Here is a 19,555-nt window from a genome sequence, read left to right as displayed (position 1 = left end):
AACCAGTCCACCAGCCGGTACGGCGCGCCCACCGTCACCAGGTTCGCCGCCACCGCCGCGCGCGTCGCGCTGTCGAAGGCGGTGCCCGCGTGCGCCAGCGCGGCGCCGTGGCGGCGCACGTAGGTGCCATCGTTCATCGTCTCCACCAGCAGGCGGACAGGCGCATGGAGGTCATAGGCGTCCAGCGGCTCGGCGCACGCCTGGGATGCATCCAGCCGCTCGAAGCCGTTGACCACCAGCACCGGGGACTCCGCGCCGCCCGGCGTCCGAACGCCCACAGTGACGGACGGGAAGCCCTCGCCGCCCGCGTTGTGCGCGGCCACGCGGAAGTAACGCACGGTGCCCGGCGCCAGCGTGGTGCGGAAGGACGTGCCCGCTGCATCCGTGCCGTCGTCCCAGCCCAGCCCGTCCGCGCTCTGGTAGACGCGGTAACCCGTGGGCGCGTCGCGGCCCTCCTCATCCGGGTTGGCCGGCGGCGCCGCCCAGCGGAACTCCACCGTGCCGCCGCTGCCGTTGAGCGCGGCCACCGCCTCGGGCGCCTCGGGCGGCAGGACGACAGGCACGCTGTCCCGGGCCGCGTAGTACTTGATGAGGCCCTGAAGGATGGCGCGCGCGGCCACCCGACGGAACACGGGCTCCTTCAGCCGGTTCGAATCCGTCACGTTGTCGTGGTAGGCGACCTCCAGCAGCACGGACGGCATCTCATTGTTGTGCGTGGGGTTCACCTCGCCCAGGTTCGCCGAGCGCAGGTTGCGCACCCGCCAGCTCGGGTCCACCTCGCGGCGCATGTCCTGCGCCAGCTCGTCCAGCAGCGCCCGCGCCAGCACGTCACTGCCCGGGAAGCCGGTGAAGTTGAGCGTGCCGTCCACCGGGTTGGGCCCGTACACGTAGGCCTCCGTCCCCGACACGTTGCCCGTGGTGGACGCGTTGGTGTGCCACGCCACGTACACCGCGTCCTCGCCCTCCTCGTGCAGCCACGCGGCGAAGCGAGGCCGGGCGGTGACGTCCGCGTTGCGCTCGTTGGTCAGCGCGTTGGCCCCCGTGGGTGCGTACACCGTGAAGGGCGCGCCGCTGAACTGCACGTGGTAGCGCGCGGACTCCTCGTAGCGGGGCCGCGCCAGGGGCGCCATCGCCGCGTCACCGATGACGCCGCTGCCACCGCCGAAGCGCACCGCGTCCAGCGACAGCGTGCCGCCCTCCGCGGTGTCGTTCAGCGCCACCACCGCGCCGGAATCCGGGTGCTGCCCCGCCTTGAAATAGAAGCGCCCCAGCAGCACCCACGTCCCGCCGTGACGGCGCTGGTTGACCCGGAAGTGGCTCTCACCGCCCGCGTGCTTCACCACGTAGTGCGCGTCCGGCGCGCGCGTGGGGTCGGCCGCGTAGGAGACGTAGACGTGGTAGCTGCCCTCCGCGGGAATCTCCGGCGTCCACGTCGCGCTCGCGGTGGCGCTGCGCGCGGAGGCCATCACCCGCGTCGTGCCCAGCGAGAAGGGCTCCACCGCGTTGCCCATGGGTGTCGGCGGCGTGCCCCAGCCGGGCTGAGCGGAGGACTCGAAGACGTCGCCGTCCTCCGAATAGCCGGCCTGCCCGTCGTCGACGATGGACATGTGCCCGTTGAGGTCCGGCTCCCGCAGGGGCACCACGGTGGCGCCGGCGCCCGTCAGCATGGGCAGCAGGTACTGGTTGAGGACCTCGGCGGAGATGAGGTCCTCCACCACGGCCCAGGTGTTCGGCCGCTGAGTGGCCCAGCGGTTCAGCGGCGCGCTGCGCGTGAAACCGTGACCCGGGCTCAGGTACACCACCTTGCCGGAGAGCGCGCCCGTGCGCTGCCGCGTCTGCGGCACGCCCGACTTCGTCCCGGAAGCCCCCGTCCGGAGCTCGCGCCGGACGACCGGTGGCTCCGCGGCGGACAGGCGGCGAGTCTCATGCGGACGGGGCCCGGGCATCGGCACGTACTCCACGCCCGGCGGCTCCAGGCCACACCCCCCTTCATCCAGTGCATGGTCGTGCGCGGCGTGGGATTCCGCGCGGGCCAGGGGGGAAGTCAACAACAGCGCGAGCAGTGCGCCACCCAGACGGACACGAAGAGGGTAGGAAGGGGCATTCACAGGGTCGGACCATACCCCTTCACGACGAAGGGGCAATCCGTCCCGCGGGTGTTAGCCTCCCCCGCGCTTTCGCCATCGATGAACGCACCTCCCCGGCCACCCTCATCCTTCCCCCCCCGTCACGGTTCGGGGCTGCTCGCCTCGTTCGGTCACGCGTGGGCGGGGCTCATCCACACCGTCATCTACCAGCGCAACATGCGCGTCCACCTCATCGCCGCCGTGCTGGTGGGGCTGGTGGGCAGCGGTATCCCTCTGGGGCTCGCGGAGAAGGTGACGCTCATCTTCTGCGTCCTGCTCATCTTCTTCGCCGAAATCCTCAACAGCGCGCTGGAACACCTGGTGGACCTGGCCGTCCAGCAGTTCGACGAGAAGGCCCGGCTGGCCAAGGACGCGGCCGCCGCGGGCGTGCTGGTGCTCGCGCTGGGCACGGTGGTCATCTTCGCCGCCATCCTGGTGCACAACTGGGACACGGTGCGCACGAGCACCGACGCCATCATCCGCCAGGTGGCGCTGGGTCTGCCGCTGACGGCCTGCATCCTGGTGCTGGTGTTGCCGCAGCGCCGTCCCGCGTGGGTGGATGTGGCTGCCTTCACCGCGGGCGGCGTGCTGATGGCGCTCCAGGCCACGCAGACGGCCAGTAGCGTCTTCAGCGCCCTCACCGCGGGTCTGCTCTTTGTCGCCGGCGCGGCTGCGTACCAGCGGAGGCGGGAGCAGAGGGCGCCCCGCGCCTGACTCATTCATCAGCCGAAACGAAAAGACCGGCCAAGGCCGGTCCTTTCACCACCTCGCTGCCTCCACACGCGGGCGGGCGCCCCGGAAACCCGTCCGGAGCCCACGCGCCCGCGGGGAGAACCCGCTGAGAACCTCAGGCGTGCGGGCGACGCTCCGGGGCCTGCTCCTGCGCCGCCTGGACGGCCGTCGCCTTGTCGCCTTCCTTGATGTCCGCCGTCACCAGCTCGAGCAGCTCCGTGGCGATGCCAATCACCTGGTGCGGGGTGTAGCCGCTCGCGCGCAACTGGTTGAAGAACGTGCGCGCCAGGATCCGGGTGCCCTTTTGATCGGTGCTCAAGGTCAGTGCCTCCATAAAGAACGCGGCCGGGAAGGAGCGACGCCGCCTAATCACGAGACAGCCCTGTTTCAACCCTCGTGCCAGCCGTTCTCTTCCTCACGGATTCCTCAACATTTCCCAAGGGTTGAAGTAGACCAGGGCCCCGAACGGCCCTGGAGGGCAGTGCGAACGCGCTTGCGCAGTCCTCGGCGGTACGGGGGATTGGCGTGGGGGGGTGCATCAGCGGGTTCGCACCCGGATTTCAAGGGCTTGCAATCTTTCAACAGGGCGGCGAGATACGCGCCCCACCAGGAGCGGATGCGATGGCGTATCGGGTGAACAACATCGGGCTGTGGCTGGACGAGCCAGAGGAGCTGCTCGGTCAGCGCGCCGCGGAGAAGTTGGGCGTCACCCGCTCCGACCTCGCGTCCGTGCGGGTGGTGCGCTCCGTGCTGGACGCGCGGAAGAAGGGCAGCCCGCGCTACATCTACACGCTGGAGGTGGAGCTGGCCCGGGGCAAGAAGCCGGCGAAGCTGCCACCGGACGTGGGTGAGACGCCCCCTCCTCCCGAAGCGCTGGGCCCGGTGAAGGCGCCGGAGCAGTGGCCCATCATCATCGGCACGGGCCCCGCGGGGCTCTTCGCCGCGCTGGGCCTGCTGGAGCGCGGCGTTCGCAGCATCCTGCTGGAGCGAGGCCGCGAGGTGGTGTCGCGCCGCAAGGACGTGGCGAAGCTCATGCGCGACGGGACGCTGGACCCCGAAAGCAACATGAACTTCGGCGAGGGCGGCGCGGGCGCGTACACGGACGGCAAGCTGTCCACGCGCATCAACCACCCCATGGTGCGCAAGGTCATCGAGGCCTTCGCCCGTTACGGCGCGCCGGACCACATCCTCATCGAGGGCAAGCCGCACATCGGCTCGGACCTGCTGCCCGGTGCGGTGGCGAAGCTGCGTGAGGAGCTCATCGCTGGCGGCTGCGAGGTCCACTTCAGCACGCGCGTGGACGACCTGCTCTACAAGGACGGCCACATCGCGGGCGTGAAGCTGTCCGACGGACGCACGCTGGAGAGCAACCGTGTCATCCTGGCTCCCGGCAACTCCGCGCGCGAGCTTTACGAGCGCTTCGCCGCCGACGGCCGGGTGATTGTGGAGGCCAAGCCCTTCGCCCTGGGCTTCCGCGCCGAGCACCCGCAGACGCTCATCAACAGCATCCAGTACGGCAACGCGGCCAAGAATCCGCGCCTGCCCCCGGCGGACTACAAGCTGGCGGAGAACCTGGAGGTGGACGGCGAGGTGCGCGGCGTCTTCTCGTTCTGCATGTGCCCCGGCGGCATCGTGGTGCCCACGCCCACGCAGGACGGACTCCAGTGCACCAACGGCATGAGCAACTCGCGGCGCAACGCGCGCTACGCCAACTCGGGCATCGTCGTGTCCGTGTCCGTGGCGGACTTCGAGCGCGAGGGCTTCCGCGGGCCGCTGGCGGGCCTGGAGTTCCAGCGTCACTGGGAGAGCAAGGCGTATGAGCTGGGCGGAGGCCGCTTCTACGCGCCGGCCCAGACGATTCCTGACTACCTGGCCGGGCGCGTGAAGAAGGACCCGGGCGGCACCAGCTACCGTCCCGGCCTGGCGCACACGGACCTCAACCAACTCTTCCCGGCGCGGCTCACCGAGTCACTGAAGCAAGCCCTGCGCACCTTCGAGCGGAAGATGCGCGGCTTCATCAGCGAGGAGGGCAAGCTCATCGGCATCGAGAGCCGCACGTCCTCACCGGTGCGCGTCACCCGCGGCGAGGACCTGCAGTCGGTGTCCATGAAGGGCCTCTACCCGGCGGGCGAGGGCTGCGGCTACGCGGGCGGCATCGTTTCGTCCGCCGTTGATGGACTGCGCGTCGCTGAGCAGATTGCCACCGAACTGTCCTGACGGACGGCCGGGAGGAGGGCTCATGGGATACGTCGTGCGGACGCCGGAGGGCGAGCTGGTCTACCCCAGCCTGCTGGATGTGGAGCGGGCCTACGTCCAGGGGCTGGTGGACGCGGAGGACGAAGTCCGGGAGGAGACCGCGACCACCTGGCGCAAGGCGGCGAGCATCCCCGTTCTTGCCCGGGCGAAACCCGCGCGCTCGGGGGCATTGCAGCGGGGCCAGGTGCTTCGCGTCGCGGCCGTGGTGCTGCTGAGCGCGCTGGCCCTGTCCCTGGTGTTCCGCGACGAATTGCGGCTGCGCGGTATCGGCATCGTCCTGGCACTGGTGGCCAGCTCCCTGCTCTTCCAGGTCACCACCAAGGCCTTCAAGCGCACGCCCAGCGGAGGCTGAAGCGACGGGGCGACGGCGCACGGGCCCGCCCGCCCGGCTGCCCCCCGACGTGGCGCTCCGGGACGGGCAGCCATCCGCAGGCCAGCACCCCATGTTCTCCCCTGGCAGCACGCCCCGGGCGCCGGTGCCCTCGGGTCGCGGTGAGAGGAGAACCCATCGTGCTCAGCACCTATCTGTCCCGCGACGCCGCCCGCCGACTCCGCCATGGCGCGCCATGGCTGCGCCGGGAAGACATCGTCTCCATGGAAGGCACGCCGCAGCCCGGAGAGCCCGTACAGCTTCGGGACGAGGACGGCTCGGTGCTGGGCCTGGGAGACGTGGATTTAGAGGCGTCCTACGCGGTGCGGCGGCTCGGCCAGCCGGACGAGGCGGTGGAGGGACTCATCCCACGCCATCTCCGCCACGCCTTCGAACGGCGGGCCCGGCTGGTGGACGACCCGCGCTTCTGCCGCGTCGTCAACGATGACGGGGACGGTCTGCCCGGCCTCATCGTGGACCGCTACGACACGCACTTCGTGGTGCAGACGCTCACCCGTGCCATGGACGCGCGCCATGAGGAACTGACGCGCGCGCTGGTGGAGGTGGCGGGCGCGGGCGCGGTGCTGCTGCGCAACGACACCCTTCGCCGCAAAGCGCTGGGCCTGCCCACACAGCGCCCCCATGTCCTGTACGGCACCCCACCCCGTTGGTGCCGGCTGCTGGAGATGGGGGCCCGCTTCACCGTGGACCTCACATACGGCCAGGGCACGGGCTACGCGTATGACCAGCGCGAGGTCCGCCGCTTCGTGGCGCGCATGGCCCAGGGCTCGCGCGTGCTGGACGCCAGTTGCAACGTGGGAGGGCTCTTCGTCCACGCGGGGGTGCACGGGGCCCGGCACATCCTCGCGTTCGACGCCGACGCGGACGCCGCGGACCTGGCGCGTGAGAACGCGGAGGCCAACGGCCTGCTGGGCCGGGTGATGGTGGAGACGGGCAAACCCCTCCAGGTCCTCCGTGCGGTGCGAGACACCTTCGACCTGGTCCTGCTGGACACACCGGCCGTGGCGACCGGCGAGGAATTCGTGGAGTTGCTGCGTCACGCGCTTCGCAGGACGCGCCACGGTGGATGGTTGATGGTCACCGGGTACCATCCACCCCTCCCCCAGGACGGCTTTGACGACCTGGTGGCCACCGCCTGCGAGGGCGAGGCCCGGATCGCCACCCGGCTGGCCCGCCCTGGCCTGCCGCCAGACCACCCGACCCTGGCCGGATCCCATGGGGCCGAGCACCTCCACGCAATGGCGTTGGAAGTCAGCTGAAGCCATCCACCCGCGCGGCCGATGGAGTGCTAGTGTCCGCCGCCGCAATGACCAACGAAAACGTGCCCGAGTCCGCGCCCCCCGCCCCGGAAGGTTCCGTGGAGACCGTCCGCAAGGTGTATGCGGCCGACCTGCGGGAGAAGGACCGCGTCCATACCGTCTTCCGCGTCACCAAGAAGGAGAAGGTGACCGCCCGCAGTGGCAAGGTGTTCGTCGCCGCCACGCTCGTCGACAAGAGTGGCGAGGTGGACGCGCGCATCTTCGACCAGGTCGACGCGCTCGAGCCCGTCTTCCAGCCGGGCGACTTCGTGCTCGTCCAGGGCAACGTCATCCAGTTCCACGGCCGCACCCAGGTCGTCGTCGAGACCCTGGAGCGCCTGGACCCAGAGCCCCTGGACCCCAAGGAGTTCGAGCCGCCCCCGGCCCCGCCCGCCGCCGAGGCGAAGCCCGCGCCGGAGACCAAGGCCGCCCCGGAGGCCAAGGCCGCCCCGGAAGCCAAGGCTGAGAAGCCCGAGAAGGCCGACAAGGGCGAGGCCCGCGGCAACGAGGGCCCGGGTGGCGCGCGCGCCGCCGGCCTCATCCGGGAGATGGTCACCGAGCGCATCGGCGACACCTTCGTGAAGCAGCTGCTGCTGGCCTTCCTGGACGACCCGAAGATCGCGACCGGCCTGCCGGTGGCCCAGGGCGTCCGGGGCACGCACCACGCGTGGCGTGGCGGACTGGCGGAGCACATCCTGTCGGTGATGCGGCTGACGCTCCGCGTGGCGGACCAGTACCCCATGGCGGACCGCGACCTGCTGCTGGCCGGCGCGCTGTTGCAGCAGGTGCAGAAGGCGGCGGACGCCTCCGAGACCTCCGACGAGGGCCGGCTGGTGGGCAACCTCGTCCTGACGGCGCAGAAGCTGCGCGAGAAGGCGCTGGCCATCCCCGGCTTCCCGCCGCTCCTGGAGCAGCACCTCACGCACCTGGTCATCTCCCAGCACGGCGACGCGCAGCACGGCAGCCCGAAGTCGCCGGTGACGCTGGAAGCGCAGATCATCCACTCGCTGGAGTCGCTGGACGCGCGCATCGCCTCGTGGCTGGAGGCCATGCAGCGCGACTCGCACGACAAGTGGACGGACGTGGTGCGCCCCTATGAGCGCCAGTTGTGGAAGGGCCCCTCGCCCACCTCGCGGGGCCGCGCCCCGGTGGAGGGGGGTGGCCGCCGCAAGGGCCGCGAGGAGAAGCGCAAGGCCCGGGCGGAGAAGCAGCAGCAGCCGGGTACCCCGGCCGAGGGCGCCCCGCAGCAGGAGCAGGCCCAGCGCCCGCCCCGCAAGGAGCGTCCGCCCCGCGAGGAGCGCGCGCGTGAGGAGCGCCCGCCCCGTCCGCCCCGCGAGGAGCGTCCGCCGCGTGACGCGAGCTCGCTGCCCAAGGAGCTGACCTTCAAGCCGTTCAGCGCGCTGACGTCGTTACCGTCCGATTCCGGCAACAAGGGCGGTGAGGGTTCCTCGGAGAGCTGAGGCAGCACATGGTGAAGAGGTTGGGAGAGCGCCTCATCGAGGCGGGACTCGTCAACGCCGGGGCCGTGGAACAGGCCCTGGAGCACCAGAAAATCACCGGCCACAAGGTCGGTGATTGTCTGGTGGAGCTGGGACTGCTCCAGGAAGCGGCGCTGCTGCGCTTCCTGGCGGCGGAGTTCCAGACGCGCTTCGTCAGCGCGGACAAGCTGGCGAAGGCGCGCATCGCCACCGAGGTGCTGGACCGGCTTCCGGTGCGCCTGGCCGAGGCGCAGAACGTGCTGCCACTGGCGGTGGACCCGGAGCGCAAGCTGCTCTCCGTGGTCGCCGCCGAGCCGCAGAACAAGTCGCTGATGGACGAGATTGCCCTCGTCACGGGCATGTCGGAGGTCTACGCGTACGTGGGCCTGCGCAGCGCCATCTCCGCCGCCATCCGCAAGCACTACTACGGCGATCCCACCGCCTTCGCCGCGCTGCTGGAAGGCGCCAACGCCCAGGGCCAGGCCCCGGCCGCGCCGTCCCGCCCGGGCGCCCCGGAGCACGGACGCACCTACGCGGGCAGCGGCACCGGGACGGGCGCGGGCAACCGTGGCGGACTCAGCCTCAACTTCCGCGTGGAGACGGACGCGCGGATGCGGCTGCAACGCGGCAGCAGCACCGGCACCCCCGCGGTCCGCCCGTCCACCCAGCGGCGCGAACCCGGCGGGCCGCGCGGGCTGGTGAGCGACAGCGACTACGTGGAGACGCTGGGCATCATGGTCGGCCTGCTGGAGCAGGACCGGCAGCGCCACCGCGGGCACTCCGCGCAGTTGGCGCGGCAGGCCGGCATCGTGGGCCAGCGCATGGGCATGCCCCACAAGGAGCTGGCCGCGCTGGCCATCGCCGCCTACCTGCACGACCTGGGAAAGCCGGCGGAGCGGCACTTCTCGCTGGCGAGCAACGCCGTCAACCCGGAGTGGAAGGCGCAGGCGAAGGTGGCCTGCCGCATCCCCACCCGCATGTTCGAGACGGTGCACCTGCCCGCGCAGACGAACACCATCCTCGCGCAGATGTACGAAGCCTGGGACGGCTCCGGCACGCCCCAGGGCGCCAAGGGCGAGGACATCACCCTGGGCGCGCGCATCCTCGCCGCGGTGGACAGCTTCCTGGAGCTGACGAAGAACCCGGGCAACGCCCTGGGCCGCGTGCTGCCCAAGGAGCAGGCCCTGGAGCACCTGCGCAAGTACGCGGGCGCGCTCTATGACCCGGTGGTGGCGGACATCGTCATCCAGCTCCAGAGTGGTGAGCTGCTGCGCCACCGGCTGGAGAGCGAAGGCCGCCAGGTGCTCGTGGTGGAGCCGGACGAGACGGCGCGCGGCGAGCTGCTGGAAGCGGTGCTGAAGCAGGGCCTGGTGGCGCACGCGCTGTCCACCGTCGAGGGCGCGCAGGACGGACTGGCGCGGCAGGACTGCGACGTGCTGGTGGTGAGCCTGCGGCTGGGGCTGCAGGACGTGACGGACCTGCTGGCGCAGGCCCGCTCGGCGCCGGAGACGGCGGGTCTGCCCATCGCGGTGGTGGGCGAGCCCGACAATGCCACGCGGGAGCGCCTGCTCATGGCGGGCGCCACGGACGTGCTGTCGCCCGCGGACAAGCCCGCCATCGCGAAGACGGTGCAGGCCCTCTACGACGACCGGGTCCAGCACAACGGGCCGGGGCGCGTGGTGCGCGGCAGCTTCGACGAACTCCCCCCTCGCGAGCTGCTGCGCACGCTGGGCGGTGGCCACAAGAGCGGCCGGCTCAACCTGCGCCAGCACACGCTGGAGGGCTACCTGCACCTGGAGCGAGGCCGCGTCGTCTTCGCGTCCTTCGGTGGTCACTCAGGCGAGCCCGCGCTCCAGGCGCTGCTGAAGCTGAAGCAGGCGGACTTCCAGTACGACCCGGACGCGTTGCTGCTGGACGTGCCGCAGATGGACCAGGACCTCGCGGCCCTGGCCGGCGGCCTCAACGCAGGTTGAGGTTGAAGAGGGCGGCGGCGTTGGCGGTGGTGACCGAGGCCACCTCCTCCAGCGTCACGCCCTTGAGTTCGGCGACCTTCTTCGCCGTCTCCACCACGTGCGAGGGCTGGTTCTTCCGCCCCCGGTGCGGCACCGGCGCCAGGTACGGGCTGTCCGTCTCCACCATCAGCCTGTCCAACGGCGCGAAGCGCACCGCGTCCTGGAGCGCCTCCGTCTTCTTGTAGGTGATGACGCCCGACAGCGACAGCAGGAAGCCCCGGTCCAGGTAGCGCCGCGCCGCGTCCGTGTCACCGGTGAAGCAGTGGATGACGCCCTTCGCCACGCCCGTCTCGCCGAGGATGGCGTCACAGTCGTCATGCGCGTCGCGCACGTGCACCACCAGCGGCTTGCCCAGCCGGAGCGCCAGCGCGCACTGCCGCCGGAAGACCTCCGCCTGCGCCTCACGCGGTGAGTGGTCGTAGTAGTAGTCCAGGCCCGCCTCCCCCACCGCCCGGACCTCGGGACGCGCGCAGGTGCGCTCCAGCGTGGCCAGGTCCTCCTCGGTGGCCCGGGCGGCCTCGTGCGGGTGGATGCCCAACGTGGGCGACAGGAACTCCGGGTGCGCCGCCGCCACCTCCAGCGCGTTGCCCCAGTTACCCGGGCCGTGGAACTGCCCCACCACGACGGCATGGACCAGCCCCGCCGCGCGAGCCGCGTCGAGCACGGCCACGACGTCCGGGTAGTCCTTCACCTCGAGGTGACAGTGGGCGTCGACGAATTTCATGGCTCCTCCTGCAACAGCTCTTCCAGTTCGGCGCGGGCCTCTGGTGAGGGAAAGGTACTCACCGCGTTGCGAACGGCCTCACGCGCCTCAGCCCCGCCCAGGCGCCACAGCCCGTCAGCGGCGTCCAATCGGGTGTCCTCGGAGGCCTGCGCGTCCTGGAGCAGCCCGACCAGCCAGGGCAGCGCCCGCGCATCGCCCAGCCGGCCCAGGCCTCTCGCGGCCGCGCCCCGGCAGGGGTCCTTCACGTCGTCCAGGACTTCCTTCAAGCGCTCCAGCGCGCCGGGTACCTTCACCTCGCCGCAGAGTTCCACGGCCAGGGCCCGGTCCGGGCTCCACCGCTTCTTCGCCATCCGCTGGATGAGGTACGTCGGGCCGTCCGAATCGCCCAGCTTCGCCAGCACCCCGGCGGCCTGCGTCTTGTCGAAGGCGGGCAGAAGCCACCGGCCGAACAGCTTCTTCACCTGGGGCAGCGCGCGCGCGTCCCCCAGCTCCGCCAGCGCGCCCAGGGCCCGGAAGCGCAGCAGGTCCGCGTCCAGCGCCTCCAGCAACACCTCCAGCCCCGCGGCGTGATGGAGGCTGGCGATGCCGCGTGCCGCCTCGAAGCGGACCTCGAAGGTGCCATCCTCCAGCATGGAGGCCAGCGCCCCACGCAGCTCCGGCCGGGCCAGGTCTGCCAACCGGCCGGTGGCCTCCAGGCGAATCTGCCACTCCTCGTCCCGAAGCCGGGCGATGAGCAGGTCCGGCAGCTCCGCCGGAGGCACCACCACGGAGGCCAGGCTCACCCCCGCGCGGCGCACCTCCACCTGCTTGTCCGCCAACAACCGGGGGAGCGCCTCGAGGAACTCGGCGGCGTGCTCGGGGACCTCCGACGCGAGGTGATAGAGCTGGAGCGCGGCTTCCGTCCTGAACGCCGGGCGCTTCTCGCGCTCCAGCGTCAGGAGGGCCCGGTCCCGGTCGGCGCGCCAGTCCGTCACGTCACTTCACCTCGCTGCCAGGGGCCACATCGCCCGGGTCGAGCAGCGACAGCTCCTTGCCGCCCGGCCCCGCCGTCAGGAGCATGCCGCGCGACTCGATGCCCTTGAGCTTGCGCGGCTTGAGGTTGGCCACCACCACCACGTTGCGCCCGGTGAGCGCCTCGGGAGCGAAGGCCTCCGCGATGCCGGAGACGATGGTGCGCGGGCTCCCCTCGCCCACGTCCACCGTGAGCTTGAGCAGCTTGTCTGCCTTCTGCACCTTCTCCGCGGCCAGCACCTTGCCCGCCTTCAGCACCACCTTGGCGAAGTCGTCGTACTCGATTTCACCCGGCGACTCGGCCGCGCCAGCGCTCGGAGCCGCCGCCTGCGTCGCGGCGGGAGCCTCGGCGGGCTTCTTCTCCGTCTTGGCGCCCTTGGCCGGCCTGGCCTCCGCGGCCTGCGGCGCAGCGGCGCCTTCCGGTAGCTTGATGATGGCGTTGACGCGCTCCTCCTCCAGCCGCGGCAGCAGCGGCTCGGGCGTGCCGATGGGACGGCTGCGATCCAACAGCGGGTACTTCGCGCCCTCCAGGGCCTGGAACGTCAGCGGCTCGGCGCCGAGCTGAGCGAAGAGCTTCTCGGACAGGCGCGGTGTCACCGGGGCGAGCAGCGCGCCCAGGAGGTAGGCCACGTCCGCGGCGTCGGACAGGTCCGCGCGAGCGACCTCCGCGTCCTTCTTCACCTGGGCCCACGGCGCGGCCGTCTGGAGGAAGCCGTTCGCGGCCGACGCAATCTCGGTGATGACGCGGATGGCGGACCGGTACTCCAGCTTGTCGAACGCGTCGCGAACCTCCGGCACGCGGGCGAGCGCGGCCTCCACCAACTCGCGGCCCGGGCCCTCGGCACGGCCGGGCGCGAGACGCTTCTCCAGCGGACCGGCCAGCAGCGACAGGGCGCGGTTGGCCAGGTTGCCCACGTTGTTGACCAGCTCGCCATTCACGCGCTGGCGGAAGTCCTTGAGGTTGAGGTCCAGGTCCTCCACCCCCGGGCCCAGGTTGGCCGCGTAGAAGTAGCGCAAGTAGCTGGGGTCCAACTGGTCCAGGTAGTCGCGCACTGGCACCATGGTGCCGCGAGTCTTCGACATCTTCTCGCCGTTCAACATCAGGTGGCCGTGGACCTTGATTTCGCTGGGGATGTGGAAGCCCGCGACGTTGAGCACGGCCGGCCAGAACAGCGCGTGGAAGTAGACGATGTCCTTGCCGATGAAGTGGATGATGCGGGTGTCCGCGTCCGCGCTCCAGTAGTCCAGCGCGCTCTTCGCCTTGCCCGTCTCCTTCGCCCACTTCTCCGTGGTGGCGATGTACCCGATGGGCGCGTCCAACCAGACGTAGAAGTACTTGTCCGTCTCACCCGGAATGGCGAAGCCGAAGTACGGCCCGTCGCGGCTGATGTCCCAGTCCGACAGGCCCTTCTCGAAGAAGCCCTGGAGTTGGGTCGCCAGGCCCGGATGGATGAAGCCTGGCTTGCGCAGCACGTCCTGGAGGAAGTCCTCGTGCCGCGACAGCTTGAAGAACAGGTGTTCGGAGTGCTTGCGGACCGGAGGCGTGCCACACAGGGCACAGCGCGCGTCGATGAGGTCCGTGGGGTCGTAGGCCTTGCCGCACTTCTCACAGGCGTCGCCGTACTGGTCGGAAGCCTTGCAGTTGGGGCAGGTCCCCTTGATGAAGCGGTCCGGAAGGAAGCGGCGGTCGTTCTCGCAGTAGGTCTGCTCGATGTTCCGGCGCTCGATGTCGCCCTTCTCCTTCAGCCGCCCGTAGATGAGCTCCGCGTACTGGCGGTTCTCCGGCGAGTTGGTGGAGTGGAAGTAGTCGAAGCGGACATCGAGGTCGTGGAAGTCCCGCTGGTGCTCCTCGTGGAAGCGGGCGATGAATTCCTCGGGCTTGAGGCCCTGCTTCGCCGCGTTCAGCTCGATGGGCGTGCCGTGGGTGTCATCGGCACAGAAGTAGACGACGTCCCTGCCGCACGAGCGGAGGAAACGAACGTAGATGTCGGTCTGCACGTACTCGACGGCGTGGCCGATGTGGAGCGGGCCGTTCGCGTAGGGCAGCGCGCTGGTGACGAGGGTTCTCTCAGCCATGGACTCTCCTGAGGGCGGCGGACCTTAGCCGCTCGGATGGCCGAGGTCATCGACGGCGTGAAGTCCGCGGGCCCGAATGCGCCGCGGAGCCGGAGATGTTATCGACCGGATACGCATGTGCACCATCATCATCCTGCGCCACATCCACCCCGAATGGCCGCTGGTGCTCGCGGCCAACCGGGACGAGTTCTACGCCCGCCCTGCGACTGGCCCCCAAGTGCTTCTGGAGTCCCCGCTCGCCGTGGGCGGCCGGGATGAGGAACGCGGTGGGACGTGGATGGGTGTAACCCACGGCGGTTTGTTCGTCGGCCTGACGAACCAGCGGGGCGAGCGAGGCCAGGGTCCGGCCCCCCGCTCGCGGGGCGAGGTGGTGCTCAAGGCCCTCCAGGCCGGCAGCGTGGACGCCGTGGACCGGTACCTAGATTCCCTGCCAGGGGATGAGTTCATGCCCTTCAACCTGCTCTATGGGGACGCCCAGCGACTGCGCGTGGCCTACGCCCGGAGGACGGACCGGCAGTTGCGGCGGGAGGATGTCCCCCCGGGGGTCCATGTCCTGCCCAATGACGTGCTGAATGCCCCGGAGCTGCCCAAGGTGGAACGGGCCCGGCTGCTGACCACCGAGGTGGCGAAGAAGCCCTGGCCGGAGCTGGCGGAGGGCTTGAAGGCGGTGCTGGCCGACCCGACCCTCCCCACCGAGGAGCTGATTCCGCCCCCGGGCGCCGGTGAGGACCTGCCCCGCGACTTCCTGCAACGGCTCCAGGCGCTCTGCATCCACACGCCGCTCTACGGGACGCGCTCGTCCGCCGTGGTGGCGCTGGCGCCGGGGCGCGTCGGGCACTACCTCGCCTCGGACACGCCGCCCTGCCAGGGACCCTGGAAGGATGTCACGGGCCTGCTGACCGGGCCCACCGAGTGACAGTCGGCGGGGACTCCGACGCCTTCAAGACGCAGCGGCGCCATGCTCGCCCACGAGGACCCGGGCCCGCCCGTCCATGGAGAGCTTCACCTCCTCCACGATGGTGAAGCCTGACTCGCGAGCCAGCTCGGCCAGGTGCCGCATCCACGGGTTGTAGGGCATGCCGTTGTCCGAGCAGCACGGCACCACGGCGAAGGGCAGCCGGTGCGCCGCCGCGTACTGGATGATGATGCGGGTGGCGCCATCCGGGTGCATGCCCACCACCAGCTCCGCCTCGCACGGCTCCTCCAGTGTGAAGATGCGCTGGGCGTAGGTGACGGGCAGGTGCTTGTGCCGCAGGTCGAAGGTGGTGACGGCTCGGCCCCGCTTCGTCAGCGCCTCGTTGAGCTTCCCCTGCCCGCCCGCCACGTCGAAGACCCGCGGCGCGTTGAAGCGCTCCACCAGGAAATCCGCGAAGAGGTCGAAACGACGCTTGTCCGCCATATGCGCCTCCTCTAATAACCCGCGCCGTGCTGGCGCACACACACCGTGGCCAGCAGCCGCTCGATGACCAGCCGGCCGTTCGCCGACGACTTCAGCGCCAGGTCCGCCTCTGCGCAGGCCACCAGCGCGCCCAGCAGCTCCCGCCGCTCATAACCCGCCGCGGCCTTCATGCTGAACGTGAGCGCCCACGCGTTGGGCATCTTCCGCTTGCTGCCCTTCAGCTCCGCTTCCAGCCGGGGGAAGACGCGCGCCTCCACGTCCTTCGCGGTGCGAGGCGGATTGCCTCCCGCATAGCGCCACAGCCACTCATGGCTCTCCAGCAGGCCCCGAACGATGGAGGCGACCGCGCCCAGCAACTGCAACGCGTGCGTCCCCTGCCCCATGGCGTCATTCGCGTAGGACAGCGCCCCGCCGAAGTCGCGCTTCTGGAGCGCCTCGGACAGCTCGAAGAACTCCTCCTCGCGCGCGTGGTGGACCAGCGCGGCCACGTCCGCCCGCTCAATGGCGGGCCCTTCCGAATACGTGGCCAGCTTCTCCAGTTCCGACTGGAGCAGGCGGATGTTCCCGCCAATGCGCTCCTTGAGTTCGTCCAGCGCACCGGGGCCCAGCTTCTTCTTGAAGGGCGCCAGGAACTCCTTGGCGATGTCCGTCAGGTCCAGGTCCTTGTGACGCGCCGCCACCTTCCGCTCGACGACGTAGCCCTTGTCGTGGGCCAGCTTCACCAGCGGATTCTTGGCGTCCATGTCGGACGCGGCCAGCACCAGCGCATGGCCCGCCGGCACGCCCTTCTGGATGAGGTCCAGCAGCGCCGAGGCATCCCCCTCGGGCGCGGAGATGCGCTCCTCGCGGCAGAAGGCGGCCGCCTCCTTGAGGAAGGCCACGTCCACGTCGGCCAGCTCGACGTTGAGCTCGTCCTTCCACTTCTCCACCGACGGAGCCCCGGGCGTGCTCGGGTCCAACTGGTCCACGCCCCAGCCAGCACGGGCCGCCAGCGCCAACAGTCGCCGCGCGCCCTCCTTTCGCTTGCCCGCCTTCCACGCCTCGCGTGCCTTGCCCAGCGCGTCCCCTCGCCCCTTCTTGGGCGCCAGGAACTCCGGGTCGCGGACCAGCACCACCTTGCGGCCGGGGAACAGCGGCAGCGTGGCCAGCTCCTGCGCCACCTCGCGCGGGCTGCCCGCGTCCAACACGGCCAGGTTGAGGCCCATGGCCGCGTCGGGGACGAGCAGCTTCACCAGCTCGTCAGCGCCCTTGCGGACCAGGAATTCCTCGCCCACCAAGAGGTACACCGGGGCGACCTTGCCCCCCTTCACGCTCGCCAGCACGTCATCCATCTCACTGGCGCTCATCGCGACGCCTCCGTGAACAGGTCGATGAGCATCCGCTCCAGTTGGAGCCGGGGCGCACCGTTCCGGGCAATGGCCGCCCGCGCCGCATCCAGCAGCGAATGCCGGCGGTGCAGGAGGATGTCGGACGTGCGGGCCGCCACCTGCCGGGCCAGGTCCACCATGTCGCGGTTGGCCAGCCCCGACTCCAGGCCTGACTTCACCAGCGCCACGTCGCGCGTCCACAGCGCCAGCAGCTCCAGGGTGCTCTCCGCCTCCTCGCGCGAGCCGCCATGGGCCTCCGCGAAGCGCAGCAGGCCGACGGCGTCCTCGCCGCGCAGGGCCTCGAAGGCGGTGAGGGTGTCCTTGCGCCGCGACAGCGCGTCCACGTCCAGCGCCATGGCCCGGCCCAGGCTGCCGCCCGCCATGACGGCCGCGAGCATGGCCGTCTCCGCGTCCAGCTTGCGCGCCTCCGCCACGCGCTGGGCCACCATGTCCACCGGCAGTGGGCCGAAGTGCACCTTTCCGCACCGGCTGCGAATGGTGGGCAGCAGGCGGTCAATCGCGCTGGCCACCAGGATGATCGTGGTGTCCGAAGGCGGCTCCTCCAGCGTCTTGAGGAACGCGTTCTGCGCCTGCACGTTCATGGTCTGGGCGGAGACGATGAGCGCCACCTTGCGGCGCGACTCCAGGCCGCGAAGGGCGATGCGCTCCTGGAGCTGGCGCACCTGCTCCACGCGTAGCTCCCGGCTGGGCGTCCCAGTGAAGTCGGACCGACCCGCCAGCCCCCGGGACACCCGTTCATCGTCAGGCATCACCCAGGTGACGTCCGGGTGGAGGCCCCTCTCCACCCGCTGGCAGCTCGCGCAGGCGCCGCAGCCCACGTCTGGCTGCTCGGGGCACGTGAGGGCCTGGGCCAGCCCGACGGCCGCCAGCTCCTTGCCCACCCCTTCTGGCCCGGCGAAGAGGTACGCGTGGTGGACCGCGCCGCTGCGCAGGGCCGCCTGGAGGGCGTCCACCGCGCGAGGCTGTCCCAGTACCGTTGCGAGCGTCATGGCGCGTGTATCCCCGCTCACGCGGCACGCGTCAACGGCCGCCTTGACCCCCATGGAGATGGCGGGAGACATTCCCCCCGCCTTGCTGCCCTTCCTTCAGAGCAACCTGTCCCTGGCCGTGGGTGCGCTGCTCATCGTCGTGCTGATGGGGGTGCGCGCCGCCGCTCAAGACGCCGACCTTCGGCAGGATTTGAAGAGCGCCAACCGGCTCCTCATCGCGTTCATCGTGCTCCGGCTGGCGACGTGGGCCTTGCCGGCGACCGCCCCCGAAGGCCTCAAGAAGGCGCTCCAGGTCAGCTGGATGCTGATGTTCACCTTCGGTGGCATCCGCGCCAGCGTGGCCCTGGCGCTGAAGGTGATCCGGCTGCGCGCGCCGGCGGTGGGCACACCGAAAATCCTGCGCAACGTCATCGACTTCACGCTGTACCCACTGGCGGTGCTGCCGCTCCTGCGCACCCAGTTCAACGTGGACCTGGCGGGCCTGGTGGCCACGTCCGCGGTGCTGTCGGTGGTCATCGGTCTGGCGCTCCAGGAGACGCTGGGCAACCTCTTCGCGGGCCTGTCCCTCCAACTGGACCGCCCCTTCGAGGTCGGCCACTTCATCCGCATCGGCACACACACCGGACGCGTGGTCTTCATTGGCTGGCGCTCCATCCGGCTGGCCAACTTCCGCCGCGAGGTCATCACGCTGCCCAACAGCATGGTGGCCAAGGAGCTGGTCCTCAACTTCACCCAGGACCCCAACCCCGTCGGCATCGACGTGGAGTTCCGCCTGTCACGGGACGCCGCGCCCAACCAGGTCAAGCACGCGCTGCTGGAGACGATGCGGGAGACCCCCCTCATCCTCCCGGAGCCGTCTCCCATCGCGCGCACGCTGGGCTACGAGGATTCCGCCATCCGCTACATGGTGCGGTTCTTCATCGGCGATTACGGCCTGGCGGACGCGGTGAAGGAGGACCTCCACTCCCGCCTGTGGTACCGGCTGCGCCGGGCGAACATCGAGATTCCCTACGCCCAGCGGACGGTGCACGTACGACAGGAGATGGCGCGCACGGAGCTGTCGGAGGACACCATCCGCAGCCTCCTGGGCGCCGTGGACCTCTTCCAGTCCCTGGACACGGAGGAGCTGGACCGGCTTCGCCAGGAGTCGCTGGTGCGCCGCTTCGGCGCCGGCGAGCGCATCATCCAGGAGGGCGACGAGGGCCGGACCTTCTACGTGCTCGCCTCCGGAGAGGTGAGCGTGCGCACGGGGAAGTCCCAGTCGGAAGTCACCCGCCTGGGCCGCGGCAGCTACTTCGGAGAGATGTGCCTGCTGACGGGAGAGCGCCGTTCGGCCACGGTGGTGGCGGTGGAGGACTCATTGCTCCTCGAAGTAGACCGTCCCACCTTCGCCCGCCTCTTCACGGAGTATCCCGGCCTGGCCCGGCAGCTCTCCTCCATGCTTGCCCAGCGGCGGACCCAGCTGCGCGCGGTGGCCGAAGCGAGCGGAACGAGCAACGACGCCATTCCCGCCGAGGTCGGCCGTATACTCGGACGGCTGCGCCAGATATTCGGGCTCAATGCCACACACGAGTAGGCTGAGCGCAGCGGGGGGATGTCATGACAGACCTAGGTACGCCGGTTCCAAAGCTGGGGCGGGTTCGACCCTCCTCAAACTGTGCTGATTTGAACTGCT

At 70.5% G+C, this 19,555-nt stretch carries 16 protein-coding genes; 8 read left to right on the top strand and 8 right to left on the bottom strand.

The features are described 5' to 3' along the window. Positions 1-1,946 (bottom strand): N-acetylmuramoyl-L-alanine amidase (locus FMQ63_RS13830; protein ID WP_228556416.1); only part of this gene is annotated, 1,946 nt, incomplete at its 3' end. 240 nt (positions 1,947-2,186) lie between these two features. On the opposite strand from FMQ63_RS13830, the gene mprA reads away from it, so the two are divergent. Then, positions 2,187-2,840, top strand: a complete 654-nt coding sequence (gene mprA / locus FMQ63_RS13825; protein WP_011552880.1) for an MprA protease, GlyGly-CTERM protein-sorting domain-containing form — start codon at positions 2,187-2,189, stop codon at positions 2,838-2,840. Between the two features lie 133 nt (positions 2,841-2,973). On the opposite strand, the gene FMQ63_RS13820 is transcribed toward mprA, so the two are convergent. Then, positions 2,974-3,177 (bottom strand): hypothetical protein, encoded by a 204-nt coding sequence (locus FMQ63_RS13820; protein WP_225909941.1) that lies wholly within the window; start codon positions 3,175-3,177, stop codon positions 2,974-2,976. A gap of 302 nt (positions 3,178-3,479) precedes the next feature. Between FMQ63_RS13820 and FMQ63_RS13815 the strand changes: the two genes are divergently transcribed. From FMQ63_RS13815 to FMQ63_RS13795, 5 genes are all read left to right on the top strand, one after another. Next, positions 3,480-5,075, top strand: a complete 1,596-nt coding sequence (locus FMQ63_RS13815; RefSeq protein WP_011552878.1) for an NAD(P)/FAD-dependent oxidoreductase — start codon at positions 3,480-3,482, stop codon at positions 5,073-5,075. Positions 5,076-5,097: 22 nt separating this feature from the next. Then, positions 5,098-5,466: a hypothetical protein gene (locus FMQ63_RS13810; RefSeq protein WP_020478778.1), complete on the top strand. Its 369-nt coding sequence runs from the start codon at positions 5,098-5,100 to the stop codon at positions 5,464-5,466. Positions 5,467-5,624: 158 nt separating this feature from the next. Further along, positions 5,625-6,764, top strand: a complete 1,140-nt coding sequence (locus FMQ63_RS13805; protein WP_026113951.1) for a class I SAM-dependent rRNA methyltransferase — start codon at positions 5,625-5,627, stop codon at positions 6,762-6,764. Positions 6,765-6,811: 47 nt separating this feature from the next. Continuing rightward, entirely contained in the window at positions 6,812-8,263 is a 1,452-nt protein-coding gene (locus FMQ63_RS13800; protein WP_020478779.1) for an OB-fold nucleic acid binding domain-containing protein, read from the top strand. Positions 8,264-8,271: 8 nt separating this feature from the next. Continuing rightward, entirely contained in the window at positions 8,272-10,254 is a 1,983-nt protein-coding gene (locus tag FMQ63_RS13795) for an HD domain-containing phosphohydrolase (RefSeq protein WP_011552874.1), read from the top strand. On the opposite strand, the gene FMQ63_RS13790 is transcribed toward FMQ63_RS13795, so the two are convergent. The 3 genes from FMQ63_RS13790 to metG are packed head-to-tail and all read right to left on the bottom strand — an operon-like array spanning position 10,241 to position 14,104. Further along, entirely contained in the window at positions 10,241-11,017 is a 777-nt protein-coding gene (locus FMQ63_RS13790; protein ID WP_011552873.1) for a TatD family hydrolase, read from the bottom strand. The genes FMQ63_RS13795 and FMQ63_RS13790 overlap by 14 nt on opposite strands. Beyond that, positions 11,014-11,991 carry a HEAT repeat domain-containing protein gene (locus FMQ63_RS13785; protein ID WP_011552872.1) on the bottom strand — a complete coding sequence of 326 codons (978 nt, stop codon included), beginning with the start codon at positions 11,989-11,991 and terminating at the stop codon, positions 11,014-11,016. Before FMQ63_RS13785 ends, FMQ63_RS13790 begins: the two co-directional genes overlap by 4 nt. Position 11,992: 1 nt before the next feature. Then, the gene (gene metG, locus FMQ63_RS13780) at positions 11,993-14,104 is read right to left on the bottom strand and encodes a methionine--tRNA ligase (protein ID WP_011552871.1); all 2,112 of its coding nucleotides are present in this window, start codon (positions 14,102-14,104) and stop codon (positions 11,993-11,995) included. A 115-nt stretch (positions 14,105-14,219) separates the two neighbouring features. On the opposite strand from metG, the gene FMQ63_RS13775 reads away from it, so the two are divergent. Next, positions 14,220-15,020 carry an NRDE family protein gene (locus tag FMQ63_RS13775; RefSeq protein WP_011552870.1) on the top strand — a complete coding sequence of 267 codons (801 nt, stop codon included), beginning with the start codon at positions 14,220-14,222 and terminating at the stop codon, positions 15,018-15,020. Positions 15,021-15,044: 24 nt separating this feature from the next. Here the strand turns inward: FMQ63_RS13775 and FMQ63_RS13770 are convergent, their stop codons facing one another. From FMQ63_RS13770 to holB, 3 genes are read right to left on the bottom strand one after another with little or no spacing between them, the layout of a single operon-like run. Next, on the bottom strand, positions 15,045-15,503 hold the full coding sequence (locus tag FMQ63_RS13770; RefSeq protein ID WP_026113952.1) for a hypothetical protein: 459 nt from the start codon (positions 15,501-15,503) through the stop codon (positions 15,045-15,047). Positions 15,504-15,514: 11 nt separating this feature from the next. Further along, complete coding sequence (holA, locus tag FMQ63_RS13765) at positions 15,515-16,849, bottom strand: DNA polymerase III subunit delta (protein ID WP_011552868.1); 1,335 nt, start codon at positions 16,847-16,849, stop codon at positions 15,515-15,517. Continuing rightward, the gene (holB, locus tag FMQ63_RS13760) at positions 16,846-17,880 is read right to left on the bottom strand and encodes a DNA polymerase III subunit delta' (RefSeq protein WP_011552867.1); all 1,035 of its coding nucleotides are present in this window, start codon (positions 17,878-17,880) and stop codon (positions 16,846-16,848) included. The genes holA and holB overlap by 4 nt, the downstream gene beginning before the upstream one ends. Positions 17,881-17,932: 52 nt before the next feature. Between holB and FMQ63_RS13755 the strand changes: the two genes are divergently transcribed. Then, complete coding sequence (locus FMQ63_RS13755) at positions 17,933-19,456, top strand: mechanosensitive ion channel family protein (RefSeq protein ID WP_043612236.1); 1,524 nt, start codon at positions 17,933-17,935, stop codon at positions 19,454-19,456. The last annotated feature ends 99 nt before the right edge of the window (positions 19,457-19,555 follow it).

This window comes from Myxococcus sp. CA005, assembly GCF_006518205.1.
GTDB lineage: Bacteria > Myxococcota > Myxococcia > Myxococcales > Myxococcaceae > Myxococcus > Myxococcus xanthus.
Note: the sequence above shows the minus strand (reverse complement) of the source record. Positions and strands in the feature narration are given on the sequence as shown.